This is a genomic window from Mycobacterium sp. 360MFTsu5.1, assembly GCF_000383495.1.
In the GTDB taxonomy this organism is placed as follows: domain Bacteria; phylum Actinomycetota; class Actinomycetes; order Mycobacteriales; family Mycobacteriaceae; genus Mycobacterium; species Mycobacterium mucogenicum_B.
In genome coordinates this window covers 25,563-52,160 of the sequence record NZ_KB911476.1, presented here as the reverse complement: position 1 = coordinate 52,160, position 26,598 = coordinate 25,563, and the positions used below count along the sequence as shown (strand labels likewise).

Below are 26,598 nucleotides of genomic sequence, written 5' to 3'. Positions count from 1 at the left end.
AGTACCCACAGCGGGGTCTGATCCTGACCGACCCCTCGCTGTGGGTCGGACGCTACTACCTGTCGGTCACTCCTTTCGAGCAGAAAAGACCGACGCATGTTCACCTCCACCGCCATTTCCACCACGTCGCGTTTCGCGGATCTGTTTGACCGTCCGTTGCCCCGTGACCTGCGCGAACACGCCGAAACCATGTGTCACGACACCTTCGTCGACCACTACGGCCACCAGGGTGGTCCGGTCCGCCTGGGCAGTTGGGGAACGGCGGGCGACGACGACCGTCGCCGCGGCATCACCGCCCCGCGCCGCTATCGCGCCAGCATCGCCGTCGGCGACCGCATCGCGACCTCGACGGCCGCCGCGACCGGCCCCGTCGCGGCCCTGACCGCGATGCTGCACGAGCGCGGCATGGCCGTCGAGATGATCAAGTTCCATCAACTGCCCGCTGTCGGCGGCGGCATCGCGACCTTCATCCACGGCAGCGACGGCGTGCGCGCGGAGTGGGCCATGGGCTGGGCCCGCGACCCGGTCCAGTCAGCGCTGCGGGCGATGATCGCGTGCGCGAACCGGCTGCACGCCTAGTCTGGAAGGCCGTCTCGGCGCGGGTCAGCGAATGGGACGCAACACGATCGGCATGCCGTCCACCGGCACGGCCATGCCGCCGTAGTCGTACCACGGCTCGTAGCCGGGGTGGGTCAGCTCCAACCGGTACTGGCGCAGCAGCCGGTGCATCACGGTCTTGATCTCCAGCTGCCCGAAGACCATGCCGATGCACTTGTGCGCACCACCACCGAACGGGGCGAACGCGTAGCGATGCGCCTTGTGCTCGTTGCGCGGCTCGGCGAACCGTTCGGGGTCGAACCGCATGGGGTCGGTCCACAGCTCGGACAGGCGGTGGTTCATGCCGGGCCACGTGACGACGTCGGTCCCGGCCGGGATGTAGTAGCCCAACAGCTCGGTGTCCCGGACCGCGCGGCGGAAGTTGAAGCCCAGCGGCGTCTGCAACCGCAGCGACTCGTTGATCACCAGGTCATAGGTTTCCAGCTTCTCCAGTGCCTCGATGTCGAGCGGCGCGTCACCGATGCGTTCGGACTCCTCGCGCAGCCTGTCCTGCCACTGCGGGTTGGCCGCCAGGTGGTAGGCCATGGTCGTCAGCGTCGACGTCGTGGTGTCGTGCGCGGCCATCATCAGGAAGATCATGTGCGCGACGATCTGGTCGTCGGTGAAGGTCTGCCCGTCTTCGTCCTGCGCGTGACAGAGCACGCTGAACATGTCGGTGCCCTCGGAGCGGCGCTTCTCGGCGATGGAGCCGGAGAAGTAGTCCTCGAGCGTCTTCCGGGCCTGGACACCGCGCCACCAGGCGAAGGGGCGCACCGGCTTACGGATGATCGCGTTGCCGGCCCGGGTCGTGGTGGTGAAGGCCTGATTGATGGTGGTGACGAGCTTGTGGTCGGTTCCCGCGGGGTGTCCCATGAACACCTCGGACGCGATGTCGAGCGTCAGCTCCTTGACCGCCGGATGGAACAGGAATCGGGGATCGTTCGCCACCCAGTCGTTGGCCAGCACCTTGGTCGCCACGGAATCGATGTGGGACACATAGCCCGTCAGCCGCGAGCGGGTGAACGCCTCCTGCATGATCCGGCGGTGGAACATGTGCTCGTCGAAATCGAGCAGCATGAGGCCGCCCTCGAAGAACGGCCCGATCACCGGATCCCAGGCACGCTGCGAGAAGTCCTTGTTGCGGTTGGAGAACACGGCCTGCGTCGCATCGGGTCCCAGCGCCATTACGGCCGGCAGCGCCGGCGTCTGCGCGTAGTACAGCGGCCCGTGCTTGCGGTAGATGTCCAGAACGTAGTCGGGCCCGCCCCGGAACACCTCGATCAGGTGTCCGATGACCGGCAGCCCGGAGTCGCCCATGATCGGTTTGAGGCCGCTGCCTGTCGGCGGCTCGGCGAGCTTGAACTGCTCCCAGTCGGTGGCCAGCAGCCGCTGCTCGATGATGCCCATGCCCGGCACCGTGACGGGTGTCGGCTTGAGGCGCCGCATGGCCTGATCGAGGAGGTAGTTCGGGGTGCTGATAGTCGCCATCCAGGGATTCCTGTCTGCTCTTGATGCTCTTTTGTGGTGAAAGTCACCACCTGTTGTCATCTTGGCCGCCATACTTGACGCGTGTCAAGTTTTGAATTGGTGTGTCGGCGATGACATCGTGAGCGCCATGAGTGCTGAAGTCGAGACGGCCGACAAGGGCCGTAGTCGCGGCGACAAGCAACGCGACGCGATCATCGAGGCGGTTCGCGAACTGCTGGAGGAGCGGCCGTTCGCTGATCTGTCGGTCAGCACCATCAGTGCCCGCGCCGGCGTGGCGCGGTCAGGCTTTTACTTCTACTTCGACTCCAAGTACTCGGTGCTGGCCCGGATCGTGTCCGAGGCGATGGAGGAACTCGACGAGCTCACCCACAACTTCGCGCCGCGCGAACCGGACGAGACGCCGGCATCCTTCGCCAAGCGCATGGTCGGTAACGCGGCGGCGGTCTACGCGATCAACGACCCGATCATGGCGGCGTGCACCGCAGCCCAGAACACCGACGCCGAAATCCGCGACCTGATGGCCGACTTCGAGGACGGCGTCATCGACAAGATCGTCGGACTCATCGAGCAGGACGCCGGTCGGCGCCCGATTTCCGACGACTTGCCGGCGTTGGTTCGCACCCTGGTGTCGACCACGGCCTATACGCTGTCGCGCGACAGCGCATTCATCGGACGGGGCGGAGACCCGCAGCGCGCCGTCGACATCGTGGAACGACTGTGGCTCAGCGCGTTATGGGGTGGCGGCGACCTGCCTGTGTAGGGTCGGGCCATGACGGGGTGGAGCGGCTACGCAGGCAAGCGGTGTTTCGTGACGGGGGCGGCCAGTGGCATCGGCCGGGCGACCGCACTCAAACTGGCTCAGCAGGGCGCGGCCCTCTATCTGACCGATCGTGACGCCACCGGGCTGGAACAGACCGTCGCCGACGCCCGGGCGCTCGGCGGGGAGGTGGCCGAACACCGCGCGCTGGACATCTCCGACTATGACGCCGTCGCGGCGTTCGCCGCGGACATCCACAGCCGGCACGAGCCCATGGATGTGGTGCTCAACATCGCCGGGATCTCGGCCTGGGGCACCGTCAGCACCCTGACCCACCAGCACTGGCGCTCGATGGTCGACGTCAACCTCATGGGGCCCATCCACGTCATCGAAACCATGGTGCCGCCCATGGTGGCGGCCGGCCGCGGCGGTCGGCTGGCCAATGTCTCGTCGGCCGCGGGCATCGTCGCGCTGCCGTGGCACGCCGCCTACAGCGCCAGCAAGTACGGCCTGCGCGGGGTCAGCGAGGTGCTGCGCTTCGACCTGGCACGCCACCGTATCGGGGTGTCGGTCGTGGTGCCCGGCGCGGTGAAAACGCCTCTGGTGCAGACGGTTCAGATTGCGGGTGTGGACCGCGACGATCCGCAGGTGCAGCGCTGGGTGGCCAGGTTCGCCGGGCACGCAGTCTCGCCCGAGCAGGCCGCCGACAAGCTGCTGTCCGGGGTCGCCAAGAACCGGTTCATGATCTACACGTCGCCCGACATCCGGGCGCTGTATCTGTTCAAGCGGCTGGCCTGGTGGCCCTACAGCGTGTCGATGCGTCAGGTGAACGTGTTGTTCACGCGCGCCTTGCGGCCGAAGAGGCGCTGAACCCAACCCCTGGGCTTCAGCGCTTTCCCCAGTCCCACGGCGGCGCGGTGAGCATCGTCTGGCCGTCGATCTGGGTTTCGCCCCACTGCTTGACCAGCTCGACCTCGCTCGCGTCGCACGCGGCCAGCCGCTCGCGCAGCCGTGCCGAGTGGGTGACGACGATGACCTGCGTCTTGCGTGCGGCAGCGGCGATCATGTCCGCCAATGGACCCACCAGGTCGGGGTGCAGGGACGTCTCCGGCTCGTTGAGCACCATGAGCGCAGGCGGCTGCGGCGACAGCAGGGCGGCGCCCCAGAGCAGGAACCGCAGTGTGCCGTCGGACAATTCGGCTGACCGCAGCGGACGGAGCATGCCGCGTTGGTGCAGCTGCAGTTCGAACAATCCGCCGTCGGAGCTCACCGATATCTCGGCGCCGTCGAACGCGTCGCCGACCGCCCGCGGCAGGTCGTCGAACCCGGCTTCGAGGATGGTCTGCACGGCCGCGGCCAGGTCGTTGCCGTCGTTGCTGAGCACCGGCGTCCGGGTGCCCACCTGGCGGCGGCGAGCCGGTGCATCCCGGTCGACGCGGAAGCCGTCGTAGAAGCGCCAGTCGCGCAACCGATCCCGCACCGCGGCGAGCTCGGGCAGTGCCTCGGGATTCGCGTATTCGGCCAGGACGCTGCGGTAGCTGGGCAACGCGCGGGTCAGTTCGTCGAAGCCGCGGCCCGAGTCGGAGGCCACCTCGGCGTACGTGCGAGTCCGGCGGACCAGGGCGCTGCTGGGCCGGGGAGAGCGCCCGGCGAACACCGTCTCGCGCTTGATCTCGGGATCCTGGCCGAACATCGAGTTGTGGCCCGGGTCCTGTGGCAGCCCGAGGTCGATGAAATAGCCGAAATCGGTTGCCGCGAAGCCGAGTTCGAGCGACACGGGCCGGGTCCGGCTGGTGCCCTCTGTGGTGCCGGTCCGCCGCGCGCCACTGGTGTTCTCCGGGCCGGCCCACAGCACCGACTGCAACCCGCCCTCGCGGGCCAGGGAGCCGATGACCTCGCCGCGTCCGCAGTCGGCCAGCAGGCCCAGCGCCCGGTACACCGAGGACTTGCCGGTGCCGTTGGCTCCGGTCACCACGGTCAGCTCCGACAGCGGCAGGACAATCTCGCGCAGCGACCGGTAGCCCCGGATGGCGATGGTGGTCAACACTTCGGCGGAGCCGAATCAACGGGCTTCTGTGGCGGAGCCGAATCAACGGGCTTCAGTTGTGGCATCTCCAGTTCCAGCCGTACCCCGAGCAGTCGCACCGGTCGGTCCAGTTCGAAGTCGTGCAGCAGGTCGATCGCGGTCCGGGTGATGGTCTCCAGATCGGTACCGGCCACCGGTAGCTTGCGAATCTTGGTGCGGGTGAAGAACGTCTTGGTGCGCAGGGTCACGGCGACCCGGGTGACGATGCGGCCCTGCTCGACGATCTCGTCCAGGGTCTGCCGGGCCAGATCACGGACCGCGGCGTCCATCTCGGCGACGTCGGTGAGGTCCGCCGGGAACGTCACCACGTGGCTGCGCGAGCGCGGGACCCAGGGTTCGGCCGTCACGTTGCTGTCGCCGCCGCCCTTGGCGAGCAACAGAATCCACAATCCGGTTGTCGGCCCGAAGGTCGACGTGAGCAACTCGGCGTCGGTGCGGGCCAGCTCCGCGACGGTGGTGATGTCCAGCTCGGCAAGCTTTTTCGCGGTCTTGGGGCCCACTCCCCAGAGTGCGTCGACGGGCCGGTCGCCCATGACCGTCATCCAGTTCTCGGCCGTGAGCGCGAAAACCCCGGCCGGCTTGCCGAATCCGGTGGCGACCTTGGCGCGCTGCTTGTTGTCACTGATGCCGACGCTGCACGACAGGCCGGTCTCGGCGGCGATCACGGCGCGAATCTTCTCGGCAAGCGCGACCGGATCAGCCACGGCCGCACCGACGTACGCCTCGTCCCAGCCCCACACCTCGACCGGATGTCCGAGGTCGCGCAGCAGGCACATGACCTGTTCGGAGGCCTCGTCGTAAGCGGGCGCGTCGGAGGGCAGGAAGACGGCGTCGGGGCATTTGCGGGCGGCGCTGCGCAGCGGCATCCCGGCATGGACGCCGAATTCCCTTGCCTCATAGGAAGCGCAGGTGACCACCTTGCGCGGTTCGGTGGGGTCGCCGCTGCCGCCGACGATGACGGGCTGCCCGACCAGCTCCGGGTGGCGGCGCAGTTCGACAGAAGCGAGGAACTGATCGAGGTCGACGTGCAGTACCCACGTCATCTCAGGTCCCGCAAAGCTTGCGCGCCACGCTTTCCCACGCATCGCCCTGCGCCTGCAGGCTGTGACCCAGATCGTCGAGCTGGTGGCTGATGTAGTCGGCGTCGAGCAGGGCCAGCAGGGCATCGGTCTGGGCGTCCAGGTCTCCCGTGGTGCCGGCGGTGTGCAGCAGCATCCGGACGTGGGTGCGGTGGACAGCGGCCGCGGCCCCGAAGCGGCTCTGCGGATCACGCCCGGCGTCGGAGAGCAAGGCGCGGTGCTGCCAGGCGAACTGCAGCCGGTCACGACCGTAGGCGAGCAGTCGTTCCAGCGGCGGGGCACCGGGACCCAGCGGAGGTGGGCCGAACATCATGGCGTTCTGCTCGACCTGCTCGTCCTCGTCGAGGAGTACGAGCATGAGGCCGGCGCGGCTGCCGAACCGGCGAAATAGGGTGCCCTTGCCGACGCCGGCCTCGGCCGCGATGTCGTCCATGGTGACGGCGTCCGAGCCGCGCGCGGCGATGAGCCGGCGGGCCGCGTCGAGAAGGAGGAGCCGGTTGCGCGCTGCATCCCCGCGCTCGACCGGCGCAGCCGGACTCATCGGCAGACCCGCCAGGGGCAGGTTCGTGGGCCGCAGTTGCGCCACCCCGTCGCTCATGAAAAAACTTTAACTCAGGCGGAATGAATCGGACCGTAGTCCGGTTGACTCGTGCGAGGATCGGTTCGCCGGAACCGTCCGAAGAGACAAGCTAGGGGAAAGAAAATGGCAGATACCAAGGTCCTGGTCCTGGTCGGCAGCTTGCGTTCGGCCTCGCTGAACCGTCAGCTCGCCGAGGTGGCGGTCGAATCGGCGCCGGAAGGCGTGACGGTACGTGTGGCGGACGGTCTCGGCGACCTGCCGTTCTACAACGAAGACATCGACAACGACTCGGTTTCCGAGGCGGTCGTCGCGCTGCGTCAGATCGCGGGCGACGCCGACGCCATCCTGGCTGTGACCCCCGAGTACAACGGCACCATTCCGGCCGTCCTGAAGAACGCTATCGACTGGCTGTCGCGCCCGTACGGCTCCGGCGCCGTCGCCGGCAAGCCGCTGGCGGTCATCGGTACCGCGCTCGGCCAGTACGGCGGGGTGTGGGCACACGACGAGAGCCGCAAGTCGTTCGGCATCGCCGGCGCGGATGTCGTCGACGTCAAGCTGTCCCTGCCGGCATCGGCGTTCGACGGCAAGCACCCGCGCGAGGCGGCCGAGGTGGTCGACAGCGTGCGTGGCGTGGTCGCCAAGCTGGCCGCCGAAGTCGGCTGAACGCAACTCGACTGAGCGTCAAGGGCCGCCGGTATCCGCAACGGATATCGGCGGCCCTTGACGCTGTGTGGCCGCTGAGCGCCGGCCGACGAAATATCCGGCAGCTGTCGTCCTTCGGGCACAAACGGACTGACGACGAACTACGGTTTGGGGGTGGCCGGGAAAACAGGCAGTTAACGTGGCCGGTGGCGCAGACCGCACTGGCGCGGGTGATGCGTTGACGCACGCGGTGGCCGGAATCGGCACCCGATTGGACGCTCGGCTCACCGACATCACGCGCTCGGTCTCGGAGCTGCTGGTGGCCGATATCCGCGAACTGCGCGACGAAGAGCAACTCCAGCAGGTGCTGGCCGATTCGGTCTCGGCGAATATCGATGCGTTCTTCGCCGCGGCCCGGCACGGTATCGCCATCGACCTGTTGCACGCCCCCGCGGCCGCGCTCGAGCATGCCCGCCGGTTGGCGCAGCGCGACATCTCGGCCAACGTGCTGGTCCGGTCGTACCGGCTCGGTCACCAGGCGGTACTGAAAGAGGTTCTGGATGAGGTCCGGGCCGCTGACCTCGATCCACAGCTCGCGTTGGACGTCTTCGACGTGATGTCGACGATCTCGTTCAACTACATCGACAGGATCTCCCAAGAGGTCGTCGAGGTGTACCAACAGGCTCGGGAGAGCTGGCTGGAGAACCGAAACAGCGTACGCATCACGGAGATTCGCGAGCTGCTGGCCGGCGGCGACGTCGATGTCGACGCCGCGACGGTGGCGATCCGGTATCCGTTACAGCGCACCCATCTCGCGGTGGTGCTGTGGTGCGACGACTCCGAGGACCGGCTGGCCGAGATGGAGCGGCTGATCCAGCAGTTCGCCGCGTCGATCGGCGCGGCAGACTCGCCGCTGTTCATCTCGGTCGATCGCGCGACGGCGTGGGCCTGGGTCGCGGTTCCCGCGGCAGTGATCGGGGAGGCGGTGACCTGGCTGGGGAGTCTGGTGCCGGCCGACGGGCCGTACGTGGCCGCCGGCACGCCGCAGTCCGGCGTGGCCGGATTCCGGCTGTCACACCGGCAGGCCGAGGACGCCCGCGTCGTCGCGGTGGCATCGGGGTCGCAGCGGCGCCGGTTCACCGCGTTCGGCCACCGTGGCATCGCGCTCGCCGCACTGCTGGGGTCCAACGTCGAGGCACTGTCGGCGTGGGCCACGGAAGTGCTTGGCCCACTGGCCTGTTCGACAGACGGGGACCAGCGCCTCCGAGAGACGCTGCAGGCCTTCCTCAAGGCGGGCGGCAGCAACAAGGCCGCGGCCGAGGAACTGCACCTGCACACCAACTCGGTGAAGTACCGGGTGCAGCGGGCGATCGAACGCCGGGGCCGGCCCATCGAGGACGACCGGCTCGACGTGGAGGTCGCGCTGCTGCTCTGCAGTCTGTTCGGTGACCGGCTGCTGGACCCGGTGGATGACGGCGGGTGATGACGGCTGATGACGCCTGCGTCGGCCTGGTGTAACCCCGGCGGCTATCTACTTGTCGAAGTGGTCCCGGGGTGTGCCGGGCCGCACCGATGAGACGGGGCCAATGTGTCTGCGCAGCGTGACCCTGTGCACCGGACCCCACTGCGCGTGGTCTCGTCGGATTCCCGGTATCCCGACTGGGAATCCGTCTACCAGGACAACGCGACGTGGGTGTACCGCACGATCTACGCGCGGGTCGGCAATCAGGCCGACGCCGAGGACCTCACCGCCGAGGTGTTTCTCGCCGCGCTGCGGCCGTTGCGGCTGACGGCCAGTGCCGCCGAGGTGCGGTCCTATCTGCGGAGTACCGCGCGCACGGTGCTCGCCGCGCACTGGCGCGAGACGATGGGGCGGGAGATCACCTGCATCGACCTCGATATCGAGGCGCCACCGGAAGCCGAAGAGTCCATCAGCACCGCACCGGATCGTGTCGCCGCGGTGTTGGACGCCCTGCCGGACAATTATCGACGCATACTGGAGCTGCGATTTCTCCAGACCAAGTCGATCAAGGAGTCCGCAGCGGAGCTCGGTGTCAGCGTCGCCAACGCAAAGGTGTTGCAACACCGGGCATTACGGCTGGCGGCACAGATCAACGAGAAGGGCGAGCCATGAACGCGCGGGGGTTGCGCCGGTACCTCGACGATCTGCTGCGCGGGCGCAAGCCGTCGGGATTCACGCCCGACGATTTCGACGCGGCGCAGATGCGAACGGCGATCGACCTGCAGGCGGCCCGGCCCGGCGCCGACGAGCCGCGGCCGCAGTTCCTCGCTGACCTGCAGGGCAGGCTCGCCGCACAGTTCGACGGCGACGACGCGGCGGCACCGAAGCCCGGCTGGTTGCGTGCCAATCGCCGCCAGGTGATCGTCGGGACCTCCGCGGCCGCCAGTGCCGCGGTCGCGGCGGTGGCCGTCGACCGGGCGTTGGTGGGTCGCGGTGCGGCCGGCTCTCAGGACACCGCGAGCCAGGAGCTGGTCCCGACCGCGGGCAGCTGGCAGAAGGTCGCCGACAGCTCCGACGTGTCGGAGGGGGCGGTGCATCCGTTCGATCTGGGCTCGGTCGTGGGATTCGTGCGCCGGGTCGACGGGAACGTGCAGGGCATCTCTGGTGTCTGCACGCATCAGGGCTGCCGGCTGTGGTTCGACGGACCCGACAACCGGCTGCGCTGCCCGTGCCATTCCACGTCGTTCGCCACGGACGGGCACGTGCTGACGCATCAGTTGCCGATTGCGCCGAAACCGTTGCCCACGTTCGAGGTTCGTGAGGTGAGTGGCGTGATCGAGGTGTTCGCGCCGTCTCCGCCGAGTTGGCCCGCCGCAGGCGTGTAACCCGCCACCGTATCTGTTGGTGAGGGTGCGCAGGCGCACCCGTACCCGACGACCACGGAGGTCCCCGTCGTGTCGCGACGATCCCTGGTTGCGCTCACCGGCGCAGTCCTGCTCCTGTCCGCATGCACCTCGACCGCGCCACAGCAAAAGGCAGCACCCACACCGGTTTTCAGCTCCGACGTCAGCGGGACGCCCGGGATGAGCGGAGCCGGTGCCGGCTCCGGACCCACCATGGGGTCGATGGGGTCGATGACGATGTCCCCGCCCGAACCGGGCCACCAGGCGCCGATGCCGGCGGGGCCGAACGCGGTCAACATCGACAACTTCGCCTTCGCGCCCGACACCCTCACGGTGCCCGCCGGAACGGCGGTGACGTGGACCAACCACGACGAAGACCCCCACAACGTCGTCGCCGAAGGTGGTCAGTTCCGTTCTCCGACAATGGGTTCCGGAGCGACGTTCAGTTACGTCTTCGCGGCGCCGGGCACGTACACCTACGTCTGCGGCATTCATCCCTTCATGCACGGGACGGTGGTGGTCCGATGACCGAGAACACGGCTCAGGGCGACCCGCAGCAGATGAACCGTCGCCAGTTGCTCCGGCACTCGGCGTGGTTCGGCGCCGCTGTGGGCTTGTCAGTGGTCGGTGGGGAAGTGCTGTCGCACGTTGCGGGCAGCAGCTCATCCGCGCCGGCGGCACCGCCCACGCTGCGCTTCGCTCAGGTCAGTGACAGCCACATCGGCTTCACCGGCGCCGCCAACACCGACGTCGCCGGCTCGTTCACGCACGCCATCGACACCGTCAACAACCTTGGCTACACCCCCGATTTCGTCATCCATACGGGCGATCTGACGCATCTGGCCACCCCGGAGCAGTTCGATCAGGTCCGGCAGATGATGACCGGACTGCGCACCCCGCACGTATTCACCGTTCCGGGCGAACATGATTCGGCCGACGACGCCGGCGCCAAGTACCGCCAGGCCTTCGGTGCGGGCACCCGCGGCGACGGCTGGTACAGCTTCGACATCGCCGGCGTCCACGTCATCGCGCTGGTGAACACGCTGAACCTCAAGAAGCTCGGCCACCTCGGCGTCGATCAGCTCGAGTTCGTGGAGAAGGACGTCGCCCCGCTGTCGAGTGATACGCCGATCGTGGTGTTCAGCCACATCCCGCTGTTCGCGATGTATCCCGATTGGGGCTGGGGGACCGACGACTCCGCCCAGGCCCTGAGCTATCTCAAGCGGTTCGCATCGGTGACGTGCCTCAATGGCCATGTGCACCAGGTGTTTTCCAAGACCGAGGGCAACATCACCTTCCACAGCGGCACGACCACCGCCTATCCGTTGCCGCACCCCGGCGATGGTCCGGCGCCCAAGCCGCTGACGCTGCCGGCCGGCAAACTGCACGACGCGCTCGGTATCCGTGAGGTGAGTTACCAGGCCGGTCAGCACATGCTCGCGCTCAAAGAACGGACCCTGCTGTGACTCTCGTCTACCGTCTGGCGCTCGCGGCGGCCATGGTTGTCAGCGGCGGTGTGCACGCGTACCTCTACCTGCACGGTTACGGCCACATCCCGACGGTCGGCACCGGCTTCCTGGTGCAGGCGGCGGTGTTCTGTGCCGTCGGCGCGTTGCTGGCGGTGGGCGCCCCGCAGTGGTTCGCATGGGCGTCGGGACTGCTGTCGGCGGGGGCATTGGTGGCGTTCGGGTTGTCGCGAACGGTCGGACTGTTTGGATTCGTGGAGACGGGCTGGGAGCCGGTACCGTATGCAGTCCTCAGTGTGGTCGCCGAAGCGGTGGCCGTACTGGCGGCGGGGGTGTGGGCAGTGCGCGCCACGCGGGGGTGACAGGCCACATTTGTCACGTTCGTCACGCGGGTCCCACAGCTGTGGCGTCCGTCGCGCGGAAATCGGCGTAGCTGGCGACTTTCGTCTGGCCGAGCTCGGCGCGTCGCGGACGGCGCGCCGCCGGAACTTGTCGGTGCCTGGTGCTAAACCAGTAGTTGGAGCGCGACACGCCCCCCGGTGTGATGTGCGACACGCCGAGCGAGTGTCTCGGATTCGGCCTTACGACCTGGGAATTTCACGAATGTTGTTCAGAACATCTTGTATCTGTTCGGTTTGTCGCCCACTAGGTGTAGTGTTTGACGGACCGACAGGCCCCCACAATTTGAGGGTCGGCCGGGGCCGGAAAGTCAGTCCGACGGGGATTCTCGGACGTGCTGACCGAACGGCCCGGGACGACCGGAGATGCGGGAATTTCAGGGGTTGCCGGGCCGCTGATCCAGATGGGGATATCAGCGGAAAGCGCTACCCCGTCAGTTGCCAGCCATGTTCAGTTCAGCTTCCAGGCCTTCGAAGAGGAGTCGTACCGAGATGACCGTCACCGTGTACACCAAGCCGGCATGTGTGCAGTGCAACGCCACCTACAAGGCGCTGGACAAGGCGGGCATCGCTTACGAGAAGGTCGACATCAGCATCGATGACGAAGCTCGCGAGTACGTGCTCGCGCTCGGTTACCTGCAGGCCCCGGTCGTCGTGACCGACAGCGAGCACTGGTCGGGCTTCCGTCCCGACCGGATCAAGGCGCTCAGCACCGTGGCGGTCACCGCCTAGCAATCAACCAACCGGGGGAGGAGAAGGAAACAGTGAGCAATCTCGTCTACTTCTCCAGCGTGTCGGAGAACACCCACCGCTTCGTCCAGAAATTGGACTGGCCGGCCGACCGTGTCACTCGAATCCCCCTGCACGGCCGCATCGAGGTCGACGAGCCCTATGTGCTGGTGCTCCCGACCTATGGCGGCGGACGGGCCACCCCGGACATCAGCGACGGTGGCTACGTCCCGAAGCAGGTCATCGCGTTTCTCAACAATGAACACAACCGGTCGTTGATCCGCGGCGTTATTGCCGCGGGCAACAACAACTTTGGTGCTGAATTCGCTTACGCGGGCAATGTGGTCTCCCGTAAGTGTGGTGTTCCGTACCTCTACCGCCTTGAACTCATGGGAACCCCGGACGACGTCATCGCCGTTCGTGAGGGTCTGGAAGACTTCTGGAAGGAACTCTCGTGCCACCAACCGTCACAGCTGCAGAACCGGTAGCCGCCACCACACACGCGCTGCCCGGTGAGAGCGACTACCACGCTCTCAACGCGATGCTCAACCTGTACGACGCGGACGGCAAGATCCAGTTCGACAAGGATGTGCTCGCGGCGCGGGAGTACTTCCTGCAGCACGTGAACCAGAACACGGTGTTCTTCCACTCTCAGGACGAGAAGCTCGATTACCTGATCGAGAAGGAATACTACGAGCGCGAGGTGCTCGACCAGTACAGCCGCAACTTCGTCAAGCAGTTGCTCGACCGGGCCTTCGCCAAGAAGTTCCGTTTCCCGACGTTCCTGGGCGCGTTCAAGTACTACACCAGCTACACGCTGAAGACCTTCGACGGCAAGCGCTACCTGGAGCGATTCGAGGATCGCGTCGTCATGGTGGCCCTCACCCTGGCCGCCGGTGACACCGAGCTGGCCGAGAAGCTGGTCGACGAGATCATCGACGGCCGGTTCCAGCCGGCCACCCCGACGTTCCTCAACTCGGGCAAGAAGCAGCGCGGCGAGCCCGTGTCGTGCTTCCTGCTGCGGATCGAGGACAACATGGAGTCCATCGGCCGCTCCATCAACTCGGCGCTGCAGCTGTCCAAGCGCGGCGGTGGAGTTGCCTTGCTGCTCAGCAACATTCGCGAGCACGGCGCACCGATCAAGAACATCGAGAACCAGTCTTCGGGCGTCATCCCGATCATGAAGCTGCTGGAGGACTCGTTCTCCTACGCCAACCAGCTCGGTGCCCGTCAGGGTGCGGGTGCGGTCTACCTGCACGCGCACCATCCGGACATCTACCGCTTCCTCGACACCAAGCGGGAGAACGCCGACGAGAAGATCCGGATCAAGACGCTCTCGCTGGGTGTCGTCATCCCGGACATCACGTTCGAGCTGGCGAAGAAGAACGAGGACATGTACCTCTTCTCGCCGTACGACGTCGAGAAGGTCTATGGGCTGCCCTTCGCCGACGTGAACGTCACCGAGAAGTACTACGAGATGGTCGACAACGGCGCCATCCGTAAGACGAAGATCAAGGCGCGCGAGTTCTTCCAGACCCTCGCCGAGCTGCAGTTCGAGTCGGGCTACCCGTACATCATGTTCGAGGACACGGTGAACCGGGCCAACCCGATCGACGGCAAGATCACGCACTCGAACCTGTGCTCGGAAATCCTGCAGGTCTCGACGCCGTCGCTGTACAACGACGACCTGTCCTACGCCAAGGTCGGCAAGGACATCTCGTGCAACCTGGGCTCGCTGAACATCGCGAAGGCCATGGATTCGCCGGACTTCGCGCAGACCATCGAGGTGTCGATCCGCGCCTTGACCGCGGTGTCGGACCAGACGCACATCTGGTCGGTGCCGTCGATCGAGCAGGGCAACAACGACTCTCACGCCATCGGCCTCGGGCAGATGAACCTGCACGGCTACCTGGCCCGCGAGCGGATTCACTACGGTTCTGACGAGGGCATCGACTTCACGAACATCTACTTCTACACGGTGCTGTTCCACGCGCTGCGCGCCTCGAATCGCATTGCGATCGAACGCGGTACGAAGTTCGGCGGGTTCGAGAAGTCGAAGTACGCCTCGGGCGAGTTCTTCGACAAGTACACCGAGCAGGAGTGGGCGCCGAAGACCGAAAAGGTCCGTCAGATCTTCGCCGACGCCGGCATTCACATTCCGACGCAGGACGATTGGCGTTCGCTGAAGGAGTCGGTGCAGGCGCACGGCATCTACAACCAGAATCTGCAGGCCGTCCCGCCGACGGGCTCGATCTCGTACATCAACCACTCGACGAGCTCGATCCACCCGGTCGCGTCGAAGATCGAGATCCGCAAGGAAGGCAAGATCGGTCGGGTTTACTACCCGGCGCCGTACCTCACCAACGACAACCTGGAGTACTACCAGGACGCGTACGAGATCGGCTACGAGAAGATCATCGACACCTACGCCGCCGCTACTCAGCATGTGGACCAAGGGCTATCGCTGACGCTGTTCTTCAAGGACACCGCCACGACGCGTGACGTCAACAAGGCTCAGATCTACGCGTGGCGCAAGGGCATCAAGACGCTGTACTACATCCGGCTGCGCCAGATGGCTCTGGAAGGCACCGAGGTGGAGGGTTGCGTCAGCTGCATGTTGTAAGCATAGCTAACTAAAATGCGGGCCAGGGGAATCCCCTGGCCCGCATTTTTGCAGCGACCACCTTGGAAACTTGGCGTGTCTGCGGCCCGCGGTCCGCGGAAGGCCCGGCATGCTTCATGTGAGAGGGGAGCGTCGATGACTGCGCAGGAAGCAAGCCTTGTCGACCGAAGCGGGCGGCGATACCCCGCTGACCAACCCCGCTGGCGCGGTGACGACGGCACCCCGCTGGTCTTCGAACCGCTACCGGGCATCGGTCGCGAGCAGATCGATACTGCGATCAACTCGCAATGGCGCTACCGCGCGGCGCTGCCAAATCCCTTGGCGCACATCGAGCCGGTGACGCTGGGCGAGGGTCGGACGCCGTTGATCACCCGGACCTTCGACGGCATCGACATCGGCCTGAAGGTCGAGTCGATGAACCCGACCGGCAGCTTCAAGGACCGCGGCGTCGCGGTGATGACGACCGTCCTACGTCACCAAGGGATCGACCGCGCGCTCGAGGATTCCAGCGGTAACGGGGGATCCTCGGTCGCGGCGTACTGCGCGGCAGCGGGGATCGAAGCCCACATCCTCGTGCCGGCTGCGACCTCGCCGAACAAGATCGTCCAGAGCCGGTTGCACGGTGCGCACATCGAACTGATCTCCGGCACAAGGCAGGAGGTGGCCGACGAGGCCGTCCGCCGGGCCGAAACAGCGTTCTATGCGAGCCACAACTGGCACCCGTATTTCCTGCAAGGCATCAAACTGATCGCCTACGAGATGTGGGAGGACCTCGGATTCCGCGCTCCCACAGCGGTTCTTGTGCCCGCCGGCGCCGGCAGCTTGGTCCTCGGCTGCGCCATCGGATTCGGCGAACTGCATCGAGCGGGCGAGATCGCCCGCGTACCAAGAATTCTCGTCAGCCAGCCGCAGAATTGCTGTCCGCTCGTCACGGCCATGGAACAGGGGCGGGACGACGTCGCCGTACACCAATGGTCGACGACCGTCGCCGAGGGGACGGCCATCGCCAAACCCGTGCGGGATCGCGAAGTGCTGCAGGCGATCCGGGACACCGGTGGGACGGCCGTTGCGGTCCCCGAAGACGAGTTGCTGCCCGCGGTGGGGGAGCTCGCCAGGGCCGGGCTGTTCGTCGAGCCCACCAGTGCCCAGGTCGTGCCCGCGTTGCGTCGGCTACGGGCGGCCGGAGAGATCAGTGCCGCGGACACGGTCGTCGCCGTCCTCACCGGTTCTGGGCTGAAGGCCAGTCACCTTCTCACGCCAGGGCATAACGCTGGCGCGGGCGGCCGGCGGAGCCATACTGCAGGCCCATCGTGAGGGTGCCGGCCCGCACCAGATCCGCGAGGTAGCGCCGCGCGGTAGCCGGGGCGATGCCCACCAGCTGCGCTATCTCGTCTGCCAACAACGGTTCCCCCGCCTCGCGGAGCGCGTCCACGATCAGGCGTTCGGTCAGCGGGGCGCCGTCGTCCTTCTTGGCTGCCGGCCGCTCGGACCGCAGCGCCGAGACCGCCGAGTCCACCTGTTCCTGCGTCACGTGTGGGCCGTCGAGGATCCGCCGATACGCCGTGTAGGCGGCCAGGCGCCGCGCCAACTCGGTGTTCGGGAACGGCTTGATGAGGTAGTGCAGGGCACCTGCGGCCAACCCGGCCCGGATGCTCGCCGCATCGTCGGCGGCACCGAGAATGAATGCGTCGCAGCGCAGGTTGCGCACCAGGTCGATGCCGGAGCCGTCCGGCAGGTAGACGTCGACCAGCGCCAGATCCACCGGTGCCTGCGCGGCGTCGGCATCGGCCAACATCGTCCTGGCTTCCGTGATGGTTCGCGCCGAGCCGACCGTGACCAATCCGAGCATCGAGTCCACCACCGAGGCGTGCAGCGCCGCGACCCGAAAGTCGTCGTCCACCACCAGGATTCGCAGCTCACGCGCCATCGTCCAGAACACCTCCCGGAATCGTCGCCAGCACCGTCGTCGGCTCGCCGTCGGTGCCGCCGCGTGCGGCGATGGTGACGTCCCCGCCATGTCCGCGTGCCACCTGCCGTGCGATGGCCAGGCCCATACCGCGCCCGCCCGGCACCGTCGGATCAGATCGCGTGGTCACGCCCTCCAGGAAGGGGTCGTCGACGGTGAACCCGGGCCCGGTATCCGTCACCACGATCACCAGATCATGTCCGTCGCGCAGCAGATCCAGCTCTACGGCCGGGACGCGCGCGTCCGTCGCTGCGTTCTCGGCCGCCGCGTCGATCGCGTTGTCGAGCAGGTTCCCGACCACCGTGGTGGTGTCCACCGGGTGGGCAAGTGTGCCGACGAGTGCCGTCTCGTCGCCCACCCGCAGCACCACGCCGCGCTCGTGCGCACGGGCCGCCTTCGCCCCGACGAATGCCCGCAGATGCGGCTCGTCGAGGCGTTCCAGACCCGGCACCGGGGCCACGCCGGCTCGCCCGGTGATCTCGTCGAGGTAGCTCAGCGCTTCGGCGGTCCGGTCGTCGCGGAGCAGGCCTGCCACCACGTGCAGGCGGTTCGCCGACTCATGGCGCTGTGCCCGCAGCGCCGAGCTCATCGCCTGCACCGAGTCCAGTTCCCGGGTGAGCGCCTCGATGTCGGTGCGGTCCACGGCAGTCAGCACCGTGCCCAGATCGGTGCCGTCGCGGTGTACCCGCCGCGACGACACCAACACCACGCGTTCGTTGACGGCCGCGGCCACCGGCACCGTCGTCGGCTCCGCCGCGACCGCGGCCACGCGCGGAGTCAGGCCCAGATCGCCGAGCGGGGTCCCCGGTGCAGCGGCGATGCCGAGCAACTCCCGCGCCCGCTCGTTGATCACCCGGGCGATGCCGTCCGCATCTATCGCGATGACGCCCTCGGCACCCGAATGCAACACCGCGTCCTGCTCGCGGATCAGCTCGGCCATCTCCTCGGGCTCCAGGCTCAGGGTGAGACGGCGCCACCGCCGGGTCAACAGCGCCGAGCCGATCGCGCCCACCGTCAGTGCAACCGCCACCAACGTCACCATGAGGACCAGGGTGCGGTGGGTGGCCTGATTGACGGTGTCCATTGCCACGCCGACGCTGACCAGGCCGACGACGGTGCCGTCCGGACCGCGGATCGGTGCCTTCGCGCGGACCGAATCTCCGAGCGTGCCCTGCTGCACCGTCAGTTCGGATTCGCCACCGAGGACGGCGGACGGATCGGTGCTCAGCGGCCGGTCCAGCTGCGTCGCGTCGGGATGTGCGATGCGATAGCCGGCGTCGTCGGCGATCACGACGAACAACACCCCGGTGCGGGCGGTGATGGCCGCGGCCTGCCGCTGCAGCGGGGCGGCGGCCAGCTCCGCGGCGGAGGCCGGGTGGCCGGCCCGGCGCGCCGCCGATTGCGCGGCCGCGCCGGCCTGCACCTCCTGATCCGAGGCCACCGTCTCCGCGATGGCCTGGGCGCGGCGCGCGAATTCGGTTCGGGTCTGGGTGTCGGTGCGGTGGATGATGATGCCGAAACCGGCGGCCAGGCTGGCGGTCACGATCACCATCTGCAGGATCAGGATCTGCGTGCGTAATCGGATCCTCGGCATGATGGTCGAGGCTATCGCCGTCGACGACGGATCGGCCGCGGATCGGCGCGTCAGAGCGGTATCTGGCCGAGGACGACGCCCACCACCAGCATCGTCAGCGAGACCACCGCCGCGCGCCACAACACCTTCTTGTGATGATCGGCGAGGCCGACGCCGGCCAGCGCGACCAGCAGCAGGATCGCCGGGACCAGTGGGCTCTGCATGTGGAACGGCTGTCCGGTGATCGAGGCCCGCGCCATCTCGGCCGCGCTGATCCCGTAGTGGCCCGCGGTCTCCGAGAGCACCGGCAGGACGCCGAAGTAGAAGGCGTCATTGGACATCAGGAACGTGAACGGGATGGACAGAATGCCGGTGATCACGCCGAGGTGCGGGCCCATCGACTCGGGGATGATGCCGGTGACCCAGGTGGCCACCGCCTCCACCATGCCGGTGCCCTTGAACACTCCGGTCAGCACCGCGGCAGCGAGCACCATGCCCACCACCGACACGATCGATGACGAGTGCCGAGTGATCGCGGCTTGCTGCTCGGCCACCTGGGGGAAGTTCACCATGAGGGCCACCGCCGCGGCGATCATGAAGAGCACCGGGATGGGCAGGATGTCCATGGTGAGCACCGCCAGCAGCGTGATGGTGACAAATGCGTTGAACCACAGCAGTTTTGGTCGGGCGAACTCACCGGAGATCGCGCCTGAGTTATCGGCGGCACCTTCGAATGCGTCACCGCCGCCGAGGCCTGACGGTTCCGGCCCACCACCGACACCGGCCAGGACCCGCTCGCGAACCACGATCGAGCCGATCCGTTTGCGCTCCAGCACTCCCAGGTGCCACGCGAATGCCAGCACGATGAACATTCCGGCGATCAGCGACGGGATCATCGGGACGAACACCTCGGACGGCGAGATCTTCAGTGCGGCCGCCGCACGCGCCGTCGGGCCGCCCCACGGCAGGATGTTCATGGTGCCGTTCGCCAACCCGGCGACCACGGTGAGCACCACCGGGCTGACACCCAGCTTCAGATACAGGGGTAGCAGCGCCGAGACGGTGACGATGAACGTCGTCGAACCGTCACCGTCGAGGGAGACGACCGCCGCGAGCACCGCGGTGCCGACCACCAGCCGCGCCGGATCGTGATCCACCATGCGGATCACGGTGCGGATGACCGGATCGAAAAGCCCGACATCGATCATGATCCCGAAGAACACGATCGCGAAGAACAGCATCGCGGCGGTGGGCGCCAGGTCCTTGATGCCGTCGGTGATCATCTTTCCGATCCCGCTGCCCGCCCCGGCCAGCAGGCCGAAGACCACGGGGACGGCGATCAACGCCACGATGGGCGTGGCGCGCTTGGTCATGATGACGACCATGAATGCGGCGACCATGGTGAGGCCGAGGGCTACCAACATCAGCTATCTCCTGAGGGGGTGACTGGAGCAGTCTCAGAAGGGTCGCTGTAACCGGCATCACAACGCGAGCTTGTACGTATTAGTCGGGCTTTTGCGCGTTTCGCGCAGTGGTGCGCTGCCCCGCACCGACGGTGACTAGTGCGTCGCGTGCCCGATGGCGGCGGTGAGGCGACGGCCCACCCGCGTCGCGAAGCGGCCGACCCGGATGAGCGCCTTGGGGAGCGGGGTACGCAGAGTGGCGTGCTTTCGGACGTAGTCCGGGACGTGCCACCGGTGGGTGGTGCCCGCGGCGAACACCGCGGAATCGCCGGGCCTGAGCCAGATTCCGGTCTGCGGATCGCCGATTCGGACCTCGCCGGCGACGATGTGCACCGCCTCCTCGGAGTAGAACGTCCAGTCGAATGTGCCCGCCGAACAGTCCCAGATGTAGAACTCGACTGCCGAGTCGCTGCTGGTGTGCCAGCGCCGCGATCGTGCCCGCGGGTGGCCGTCGACAACCCAGGACGGATCGATCGGGCTGTCCGTCAGGTCGTCGTCGTGTGCACGGGCCGACTGCATGGTGGGGAATCGTAGCGACGCGCGGCACTCGCCGAGGGCGGTTCTCGGACTAGGTGGCGACTGGCGTCATCGCGAAGATCTGCCAGGAGTGGCCGTCGAGGTCGTTGTAACTGCGGCCGTACATGAAGTCCTCGTCATCGGTGTCGCCTGCCGTTGCGCCTGCCGCGAGGGCACCGTCAACGAGTTTGTCCACACACTGGCGACTTTCGACGGCCAGACAGACGACGCACTCCTTGGTTTTCGAGGCGTCGGCGGTTTCGGCGGGGTGCAGCGAGTCGAAGACGTCGCGTTGGGTCAGCATCGCGAACTGGTTCTCGCCCAGCACCAATGTCACCGCGTTGTCGCTGCTGAAGGTCTCGTTGAACGAATAGCCGAGGCCTGAGAAGAACTTCCGCGAGCGCGCGACGTCGGCGACGGGCAGGTGGACAAAGATCATGGCGTGCATCGGGCTGCTCCTGTCTTCCGCGGCGCCCGGAAGCGGGTGCCGTCACAGGGGTAGACAGCCGGCCCGCGCACAACTCATCGGTGCCAGTTCAGGGGAAGTCGTACTGCACGACCACTGGCGCGTGGTCGGATAGCCGCGCGCCGGGTGCGGCTTCCTTGTCGACCGTCACCGACACGGCGGTCCGCGCGAGACGCGGCGTGGCCAGGTGGTGATCGATGCGCCAGCCCACGTCCTTGGCGAACGACTCGCCGGCCCAGCTCCACCAGGACAGCGGCCCGGGGCGGTCGCCGTGCAGCGTGCGGACCACGTCGACGAGTGTGCGCGGCCCGATCTGTGCGTCCAGCCAGGCGCGTTCCTCGGGAAGGAAACCCTCCATCTTCTGCGCGGCCCGCCAATTGGTCACATCGTGTGGCAGGTGGGCCACGTTAAGGTCGCCGAGCAGCAGGAACTCGCGGCCCGCCGCGAGCGCCGCCCGGCGGTTGCGGCTCAGCTCGCGCGAGAACGCCCCGAGAAAACGCATCTTCCGTTCGTACTTGGCGCCGCCGTCCGGAATGTCGCGGATGTTGCCGGGCCGCTGCAGGTGCGCGGGCAGGCCGCCCTTTGGCAGGTAGAGGCACGCCACCGTGAGGGGAGCGTCCGTGAGGTCGACCTCGAGATACCGGCCCTCGAGCGCTTGCGCCCCAAGTCCCCGGCTGCGCGGCGGATGCGAAACCCAGGTCCGCACGTCGGAAGGTGCCTCCCGCGTCAGGATCGCGACGCCGTTGCGGCCCGGGATGGAGCCACTGTCGATCGCCGCGTGATAGCCGTCGAACGCACCGACCTCCGCGGGCGGGCAGCGCAGCTCTTGCAGGGCCACCACGTCGAGTCCCCGCCCGGCGAGCCAGGCGTCGAAGCCGCGGCGGCGTGCCGCCCGGATCCCGTTGACGTTGAACGTGGCGATGCCCAGCGGCGGGTTCGGTGTGTCAGCCATCGGGTCTACCCAAGCAGATCGCCGTGGCGGCCGTTCGGCGGAGTCGGTATGTCCGCTGATCGGTGGAGTGCGGTTCCACCGGCGAATCCGCTGTTCGGGGGAATCCGGGAAGACGTCATTCGCGGAATAGTTGGCGGTGTCAGAAAGACGTCCCAAACACCGTCTCGGAAAACAACATTCACGTGCAGGAGGCCCCATGAACATCACGACGGCTCGTATCGCCGCGGCAGGAACGGGGATTGCCGCCGCGCTGTCCTTCGCCGCTGTCGCCAACGCGGGCACCATGCCGGTCACTCATCCCGGCGAGCCGACCATCGCGATGACGATCACCAACCACACCGACAAGGTTCAGTTCCTGCTCAATGACGGGACGAGCCCCAACGGCACATGGGTCGACGGCCCCCAGCGGATACTGGCCCCCGGCGCCACCGAAACGGTGACAGCCGTTGCGCCACAAGGTGACTCGCTCGACATGCACGTCGCCTACCGGGTGGGCGTCGGCGGCCCGACCGCCACCTACGAGGTCAACAACTCGAAGACCAACACGAATGTCGCGAACACCGGGGTCACCGGTTTTCTCGCCAAGAACTACTGGATCAACCACAACTTCAGCAGCCACTATCCCAGCACCAATGTCGGTTTCGACCTCTGGTGAGTGCCCGCGGTGACGGACCGGTGGCTACCGGTCCGTCACGCTTCGCGATCTTGATCGGCGTGCAGCGACTTGATGCGTCGCTGCTCGCGCAGCACGTTCTGGTAGCTCTCGCGTTCGATGACCAGCCAGTCCGGCTTCTCTTCGAGCAGGGCGTCGATCTGCTCGGTGGTCAGCGCCTTCTCGACGCCACCGCGCGTGAGGCCGGCGATCGAGATGCCCAGCTTGGCCGCCACCAGGTTCTTGGGGTGCGGCCCGTTCTTGCGGAGGTCCTTGAGCCACTGTGGCGGGTCGGCCTGCAGGGCGGCGAGCTCGGCGCGGGTGATGGCGTTCTCCTGGAACTCCGCAGGCGTCGCGGGCAAGTACACGTCCAGCTTCTTCGCCGCGGTGGCGGGTTTCATGGACTGCGCGTTGGGCCTGCTCATGGGCATCAGCCTATCGGTAGGCCGGGGCGACGACCCCGTACGATCCGCGATGTGGAGTTTTCGCGGCTGGATCTCGCGACCCGCAAGTTCTGGCGGGCAACCGGCAGAGGCGTCGATCTCGATGGCGGCGAGGCCTGGCTGCAGGCGCCACTCGGGTCGCGGGACGGCGGGAACAGCTGGCTGCTGGACGAAGCGGCCCGGCGCGGTGGCGCGCTGCGGGACGAGGATCCGGACGCCGGGCTGCAGCCGGATCTAGACGGACTGTCCGGGCCCGGGTTCGACGCCGCGGCCGTCCACCCGATGATCCACGACTTCTACACCCACACCGCGCGCTGGCGCATGGAGGTGTGGAGCAGCTGGTCACCGTTGTTCTGGCCCGGCGGCGAACTGATCTCGCGTGTGTTCGGCAAGCGCGTGCAGCAACTGGCGCTGCCGATGCGTCCCCTCGACGTCGCACGGGGCATCGACGGCCGGGTGTCGGTGATCACCGACGGCACCGGCGCGCAGGTCGCGGCCGGCTGGATCCGGACCCTGCGTGGAAACGGCGACACCGTGTTCAGCGGATGTTATTCGCGCAGAACGCTTCCCGGCGCCGATCGGGCGAGCGTGCACGTGACGTTCCCGTTGGAGGAAGGCAACGTCCAGGTCTTCCTGCGGCCGCAGCACCTGCCGGACGGTGGGCTGCGGTTGTCGTCCCCGGCCGGCCCGTGGGGTGCCGACGGGGCGTACGTCCTGGTCCGTGATCGCGGTCGCCATTTCGCGCGGCGGGTGCCCGTGCACGAGACGTTCGACCTCTACGTCGACCGCGAGCAGGTGCTCCGTACCGACCATGTGCTGCGAATGTGGGACCTGCCGGCCGTCCGCCTGCACTACAAGCTGGAACGCCGCGGGACGTAACCGGTACGACCGTCCCAGTAGCCATGTTCGGAGATGGGGCGGAACCGGTAGGTCGCGAACTCGTGGTGGAAGTCGCGGCGGCGGCGCTCGGCCATCGCCTCGGCGTGCCGCGCCGGGTCGGCGAGCTCGGCCACCTCACCGCGGCCGTGCACCATGTCCGTCATCGCCCGCACCGAGTTCCAGATCGAGAAGGTGGAGATCGAGCGGGGCGGGCGCACCGCCGCCAGCGCCAGGGTGGCGTCCGGATGATCACGGACCAACCGCTCGACCGGCTTGCCCCACGTGAGGAAGCGCGGCACCTCGGGCAACCGCATGCGCGCCAGGGTGACGGCGACGACGGGCTCGTCAGCGTCGGAGGCGTCGGCCTCCTGCGGTAGATCCGGGAGTGCCGCGAGCGTGGACCAGCGCCGCAGAAACGTCATCCGGACGTGCCAGCCGGCAGCGAAGCGTGCGCCCGGATCGGCCAGGAAGGCGTCGATCGCGGACTCGTCGTCCCACCGGGCGAACATCGCGAGCCGCCGCAACTGCAGCCGGTCGGGGGAGACCGTCGGTGCGCCGAGACGCATCAGCGACAGGCATTCCGCGTAGCGCAGCCCCGTCACCCGGTCGGGCTGAGGTGGTCGCCGCAGCAGCGGCACCGTGGCCGTCACCGGCATCTCGACGAGATGGAATGTGAAGACGCCTGGCCCGGTCATGCCTCAATTATCGGCGCTGACCACGAACCGCCCGACGCGCGTTTGGGTAGCGTGATCGCCGTGTCACCGTCCTCCTTGTCGGCCTCATTGACCCTCGGGTACGTCCCCGGCGGGACGCCCGCGAAGTGGGCGCGGATCTGGTCCGAGCGTCATCCCGAGGCAGCGCTGGTTCTGCATCCGGTCGCCGCGGCCGATGCGGCCGACGCACTCCGGGCCGGCACCGTCGATGTGGCGCTGCTCCGGCTGCCGGCCGATACGAGTGGCCTGGCCGTCATCTCGCTGTACGAGGAGACGACGGTGGCCGTGGTGCCGACCGATCATCTGCTCACCGCCGTCGACGAGATCGCCGCCGCCGACCTCGACGGCGAACCGATCCTCGTACCGCTCGACCACGTGGTCGCGTGGGCCGACGCCCCGGGCGCGCCCGTCGACCACCGGCCCGAAACCACCGAGCACGCAATCGAACTCGTGGCCGCCGGGATGGGTGCGCTCATCGTCCCGCAGTCGCTCGCGCGGCTGTATCACCGCAAGGACCTCACGTACCGGCCGATCACCGACGCGCCCACCTGCGCCGTCGCACTCGCTTTTCCGGAAGGGGAGCAGTCGGAGCTGGTCGAGGAGTTCATCGGCATCGTGCGCGGCCGGAAGGCGAGTTCGTCGCGGGGGCAGGCCGAGCCGGCGCCGAAACGCAGCGCGCGGGAGAAGACCCTCGCCAAGCAGGCGGCCCGGGCCGCGGCGGGCAAGGTCGCGCGAAAGCCGGGCCAGGCCAAGCGCGGTCGGCGCTGACGCCGTTGTAGCCCGTCGCGTTTGCCCGGCGCTACTACACTCCCAGGCCATGAGCAGACCGTCGGCGGGCACAGGCAAAACCACCGCGCCACGATCCGCGACATCGGGAAGTCCGCGCACGATACGCGGTCTCGACGCCGAGCAGCGCCGAATCCACCGCCGTGAACAACTGCTGGCATCGGCGTTCGAGCTGTTCGCCCGGGACGGCTATGCGAACACTTCGATCGAGCAGATCTGCCAGAACGCGTTCGTGGGGAACAAGGCGTTCTACGAGACGTTCGACAGCAAAGAAGACTGCTACATCGAGTTGCTCCGGCAGATCGCCGAGCGCATCGAACGCCATGTTGTCGAGATCCTCGGCAGCGCACCGGATGACGACGACGAGACCGTCCGCCTGCTGCTGTCGGCGTTCGCCCACGCTCTGGTCGATGACCCCCGGATTGCGGTGGTGGCGTTCGGGGAATGCGCGGGCATCTCGCCGCGGGTCGAGCGTCAGCGTCGCGAGAATCGGCGTTGGACCGCAACGTTTGTCGAAGAATTGTGGCGGCGTCGCGAGTTCCCGGAGATCGCGGACAATGCCGCGCTCGACTTGCATGCGCTGGCGGTCCTGACGGTCGGTGGTCTGTTCGAGGCGGTTGCCGACTGGCTGCACGACCACGAAGCCGACCCCGAATCACGCCCGAGCATCGACACCCTGATCGGCAATCTGACCAGCTTCATGGCAGTGGTGCGGGCCGGTATCGCCGCCTCGGTGCGGTGATCGCGGGTCCTTCATACCTGCTGATCGCCGATTGCGGACGCTTTTGAACAAGACTTCTTGTTTTTAAAAAGAACTCTTGTTTTCGAATGCGGGATTGCTATAGCGTCCTGCGGCTATGGGGGTCAACTCAACACAAC

The 26,598-nt window shown here is 67.3% G+C and carries 30 protein-coding genes; 18 read left to right on the top strand and 12 right to left on the bottom strand.

Features of this window, described 5'->3' with window-relative positions; all coding sequences use genetic code 11:
* Positions 1-96 precede the first annotated feature (96 nt).
* A complete protein-coding gene (locus H289_RS0127255) occupies positions 97-579 on the top strand; it encodes a 2-isopropylmalate synthase (protein ID WP_020104030.1) in 483 nt (160 codons plus the stop codon).
* Positions 580-603: 24 nt separating this feature from the next.
* Here the strand turns inward: H289_RS0127255 and H289_RS0127250 are convergent, their stop codons facing one another.
* Positions 604-2,085: a cytochrome P450 gene (locus tag H289_RS0127250; protein WP_020104029.1), complete on the bottom strand. Its 1,482-nt coding sequence runs from the start codon at positions 2,083-2,085 to the stop codon at positions 604-606.
* A gap of 127 nt (positions 2,086-2,212) precedes the next feature.
* Here H289_RS0127250 and H289_RS0127245 point away from each other — a divergent pair, with 127 nt between their 5' ends.
* On the top strand, positions 2,213-2,845 hold the full coding sequence (locus tag H289_RS0127245; protein ID WP_020104028.1) for a TetR/AcrR family transcriptional regulator: 633 nt from the start codon (positions 2,213-2,215) through the stop codon (positions 2,843-2,845).
* Between the two features lie 9 nt (positions 2,846-2,854).
* Positions 2,855-3,712, top strand: coding sequence for an SDR family oxidoreductase (locus tag H289_RS0127240; RefSeq protein WP_020104027.1), 858 nt, complete (start codon positions 2,855-2,857; stop codon positions 3,710-3,712).
* Between the two features lie 16 nt (positions 3,713-3,728).
* Here H289_RS0127240 and H289_RS0127235 read toward each other — a convergent pair whose 3' ends face one another.
* Genes H289_RS0127235 through H289_RS0127225 form a run of 3 tightly spaced genes read right to left on the bottom strand, consistent with a single transcriptional unit; the run spans position 3,729 to position 6,548 of the window.
* The gene (locus tag H289_RS0127235) at positions 3,729-4,889 is read right to left on the bottom strand and encodes an AAA family ATPase (protein WP_020104026.1); all 1,161 of its coding nucleotides are present in this window, start codon (positions 4,887-4,889) and stop codon (positions 3,729-3,731) included.
* On the bottom strand, positions 4,883-5,971 hold the full coding sequence (locus H289_RS0127230; protein WP_020104025.1) for a DNA polymerase IV: 1,089 nt from the start codon (positions 5,969-5,971) through the stop codon (positions 4,883-4,885). The genes H289_RS0127235 and H289_RS0127230 overlap by 7 nt, the downstream gene beginning before the upstream one ends.
* A 1-nt stretch (position 5,972) precedes the next feature.
* The gene (locus tag H289_RS0127225; protein ID WP_051128618.1) at positions 5,973-6,548 is read right to left on the bottom strand and encodes a TetR/AcrR family transcriptional regulator; all 576 of its coding nucleotides are present in this window, start codon (positions 6,546-6,548) and stop codon (positions 5,973-5,975) included.
* Positions 6,549-6,710: 162 nt separating this feature from the next.
* On the opposite strand from H289_RS0127225, the gene H289_RS0127220 reads away from it, so the two are divergent.
* The 11 genes from H289_RS0127220 (at position 6,711) to H289_RS0127170 (ending at position 16,624) form a co-directional block, all read left to right on the top strand.
* Entirely contained in the window at positions 6,711-7,250 is a 540-nt protein-coding gene (locus tag H289_RS0127220; RefSeq protein ID WP_020104023.1) for an NADPH-dependent FMN reductase, read from the top strand.
* A gap of 178 nt (positions 7,251-7,428) precedes the next feature.
* Positions 7,429-8,712, top strand: a complete 1,284-nt coding sequence (locus tag H289_RS0127215; protein ID WP_020104022.1) for a PucR family transcriptional regulator — start codon at positions 7,429-7,431, stop codon at positions 8,710-8,712.
* 105 nt (positions 8,713-8,817) lie between these two features.
* Positions 8,818-9,363 carry an RNA polymerase sigma factor gene (locus H289_RS0127210; protein WP_029105818.1) on the top strand — a complete coding sequence of 182 codons (546 nt, stop codon included), beginning with the start codon at positions 8,818-8,820 and terminating at the stop codon, positions 9,361-9,363.
* Positions 9,360-10,076 (top strand): Rieske (2Fe-2S) protein, encoded by a 717-nt coding sequence (locus H289_RS0127205; RefSeq protein WP_020104020.1) that lies wholly within the window; start codon positions 9,360-9,362, stop codon positions 10,074-10,076. The genes H289_RS0127210 and H289_RS0127205 overlap by 4 nt, the downstream gene beginning before the upstream one ends.
* Positions 10,077-10,307: 231 nt before the next feature.
* Positions 10,308-10,622 carry a cupredoxin domain-containing protein gene (locus H289_RS0127200; protein WP_029105817.1) on the top strand — a complete coding sequence of 105 codons (315 nt, stop codon included), beginning with the start codon at positions 10,308-10,310 and terminating at the stop codon, positions 10,620-10,622.
* Complete coding sequence (locus H289_RS0127195; RefSeq protein WP_020104018.1) at positions 10,619-11,560, top strand: metallophosphoesterase family protein; 942 nt, start codon at positions 10,619-10,621, stop codon at positions 11,558-11,560. The genes H289_RS0127200 and H289_RS0127195 overlap by 4 nt, the downstream gene beginning before the upstream one ends.
* 32 nt (positions 11,561-11,592) lie before the next feature.
* Positions 11,593-11,922: a hypothetical protein gene (locus H289_RS0127190; RefSeq protein ID WP_051128617.1), complete on the top strand. Its 330-nt coding sequence runs from the start codon at positions 11,593-11,595 to the stop codon at positions 11,920-11,922.
* Positions 11,923-12,450: 528 nt separating this feature from the next.
* Positions 12,451-12,690, top strand: coding sequence for a glutaredoxin-like protein NrdH (nrdH, locus tag H289_RS0127185; protein ID WP_020104016.1), 240 nt, complete (start codon positions 12,451-12,453; stop codon positions 12,688-12,690).
* A gap of 32 nt (positions 12,691-12,722) precedes the next feature.
* Complete coding sequence (gene nrdI, locus H289_RS0127180) at positions 12,723-13,175, top strand: class Ib ribonucleoside-diphosphate reductase assembly flavoprotein NrdI (RefSeq protein ID WP_020104015.1); 453 nt, start codon at positions 12,723-12,725, stop codon at positions 13,173-13,175.
* Positions 13,142-15,310: a class 1b ribonucleoside-diphosphate reductase subunit alpha gene (gene nrdE, locus H289_RS0127175; RefSeq protein ID WP_029105814.1), complete on the top strand. Its 2,169-nt coding sequence runs from the start codon at positions 13,142-13,144 to the stop codon at positions 15,308-15,310. Before nrdI ends, nrdE begins: the two co-directional genes overlap by 34 nt.
* Before the next feature lie 135 nt (positions 15,311-15,445).
* The gene (locus H289_RS0127170) at positions 15,446-16,624 is read left to right on the top strand and encodes a threonine synthase (RefSeq protein ID WP_020104013.1); all 1,179 of its coding nucleotides are present in this window, start codon (positions 15,446-15,448) and stop codon (positions 16,622-16,624) included.
* On the opposite strand, the gene H289_RS0127165 is transcribed toward H289_RS0127170, so the two are convergent.
* From H289_RS0127165 to H289_RS0127140, 6 genes are all read right to left on the bottom strand, one after another.
* Complete coding sequence (locus tag H289_RS0127165) at positions 16,563-17,237, bottom strand: response regulator (RefSeq protein WP_036421679.1); 675 nt, start codon at positions 17,235-17,237, stop codon at positions 16,563-16,565. The genes H289_RS0127170 and H289_RS0127165 overlap by 62 nt on opposite strands.
* On the bottom strand, positions 17,227-18,870 hold the full coding sequence (locus H289_RS0127160) for a sensor histidine kinase (protein ID WP_020104011.1): 1,644 nt from the start codon (positions 18,868-18,870) through the stop codon (positions 17,227-17,229). The genes H289_RS0127165 and H289_RS0127160 overlap by 11 nt, the downstream gene beginning before the upstream one ends.
* Positions 18,871-18,920: 50 nt before the next feature.
* Positions 18,921-20,273 (bottom strand): CitMHS family transporter, encoded by a 1,353-nt coding sequence (locus H289_RS0127155; RefSeq protein WP_020104010.1) that lies wholly within the window; start codon positions 20,271-20,273, stop codon positions 18,921-18,923.
* A gap of 135 nt (positions 20,274-20,408) precedes the next feature.
* The gene (locus H289_RS0127150) at positions 20,409-20,831 is read right to left on the bottom strand and encodes a cupin domain-containing protein (protein ID WP_020104009.1); all 423 of its coding nucleotides are present in this window, start codon (positions 20,829-20,831) and stop codon (positions 20,409-20,411) included.
* Positions 20,832-20,880: 49 nt separating this feature from the next.
* Positions 20,881-21,276 (bottom strand): VOC family protein, encoded by a 396-nt coding sequence (locus H289_RS0127145; RefSeq protein ID WP_020104008.1) that lies wholly within the window; start codon positions 21,274-21,276, stop codon positions 20,881-20,883.
* A gap of 88 nt (positions 21,277-21,364) precedes the next feature.
* Positions 21,365-22,246 (bottom strand): exodeoxyribonuclease III, encoded by an 882-nt coding sequence (locus H289_RS0127140; protein ID WP_020104007.1) that lies wholly within the window; start codon positions 22,244-22,246, stop codon positions 21,365-21,367.
* A gap of 196 nt (positions 22,247-22,442) precedes the next feature.
* Between H289_RS0127140 and H289_RS0127135 the strand changes: the two genes are divergently transcribed.
* A complete protein-coding gene (locus tag H289_RS0127135; protein WP_020104006.1) occupies positions 22,443-22,901 on the top strand; it encodes a hypothetical protein in 459 nt (152 codons plus the stop codon).
* Between the two features lie 35 nt (positions 22,902-22,936).
* On the opposite strand, the gene H289_RS0127130 is transcribed toward H289_RS0127135, so the two are convergent.
* Positions 22,937-23,323, bottom strand: a complete 387-nt coding sequence (locus H289_RS0127130) for a DUF5997 family protein (protein ID WP_020104005.1) — start codon at positions 23,321-23,323, stop codon at positions 22,937-22,939.
* 51 nt (positions 23,324-23,374) lie between these two features.
* Between H289_RS0127130 and H289_RS0127125 the strand changes: the two genes are divergently transcribed.
* Positions 23,375-24,220, top strand: coding sequence for a hypothetical protein (locus tag H289_RS0127125; protein WP_020104004.1), 846 nt, complete (start codon positions 23,375-23,377; stop codon positions 24,218-24,220).
* On the opposite strand, the gene H289_RS0127120 is transcribed toward H289_RS0127125, so the two are convergent.
* Positions 24,193-24,915, bottom strand: a complete 723-nt coding sequence (locus H289_RS0127120) for a hypothetical protein (RefSeq protein ID WP_020104003.1) — start codon at positions 24,913-24,915, stop codon at positions 24,193-24,195. The genes H289_RS0127125 and H289_RS0127120 overlap by 28 nt on opposite strands.
* Positions 24,916-24,966: 51 nt before the next feature.
* On the opposite strand from H289_RS0127120, the gene H289_RS0127115 reads away from it, so the two are divergent.
* Both H289_RS0127115 and H289_RS0127110 read left to right on the top strand, forming a co-directional pair.
* Entirely contained in the window at positions 24,967-25,701 is a 735-nt protein-coding gene (locus H289_RS0127115; protein ID WP_020104002.1) for a LysR substrate-binding domain-containing protein, read from the top strand.
* A gap of 49 nt (positions 25,702-25,750) precedes the next feature.
* Positions 25,751-26,461, top strand: a complete 711-nt coding sequence (locus H289_RS0127110) for a TetR/AcrR family transcriptional regulator (protein ID WP_020104001.1) — start codon at positions 25,751-25,753, stop codon at positions 26,459-26,461.
* Positions 26,462-26,598: the final 137 nt, after the last annotated feature.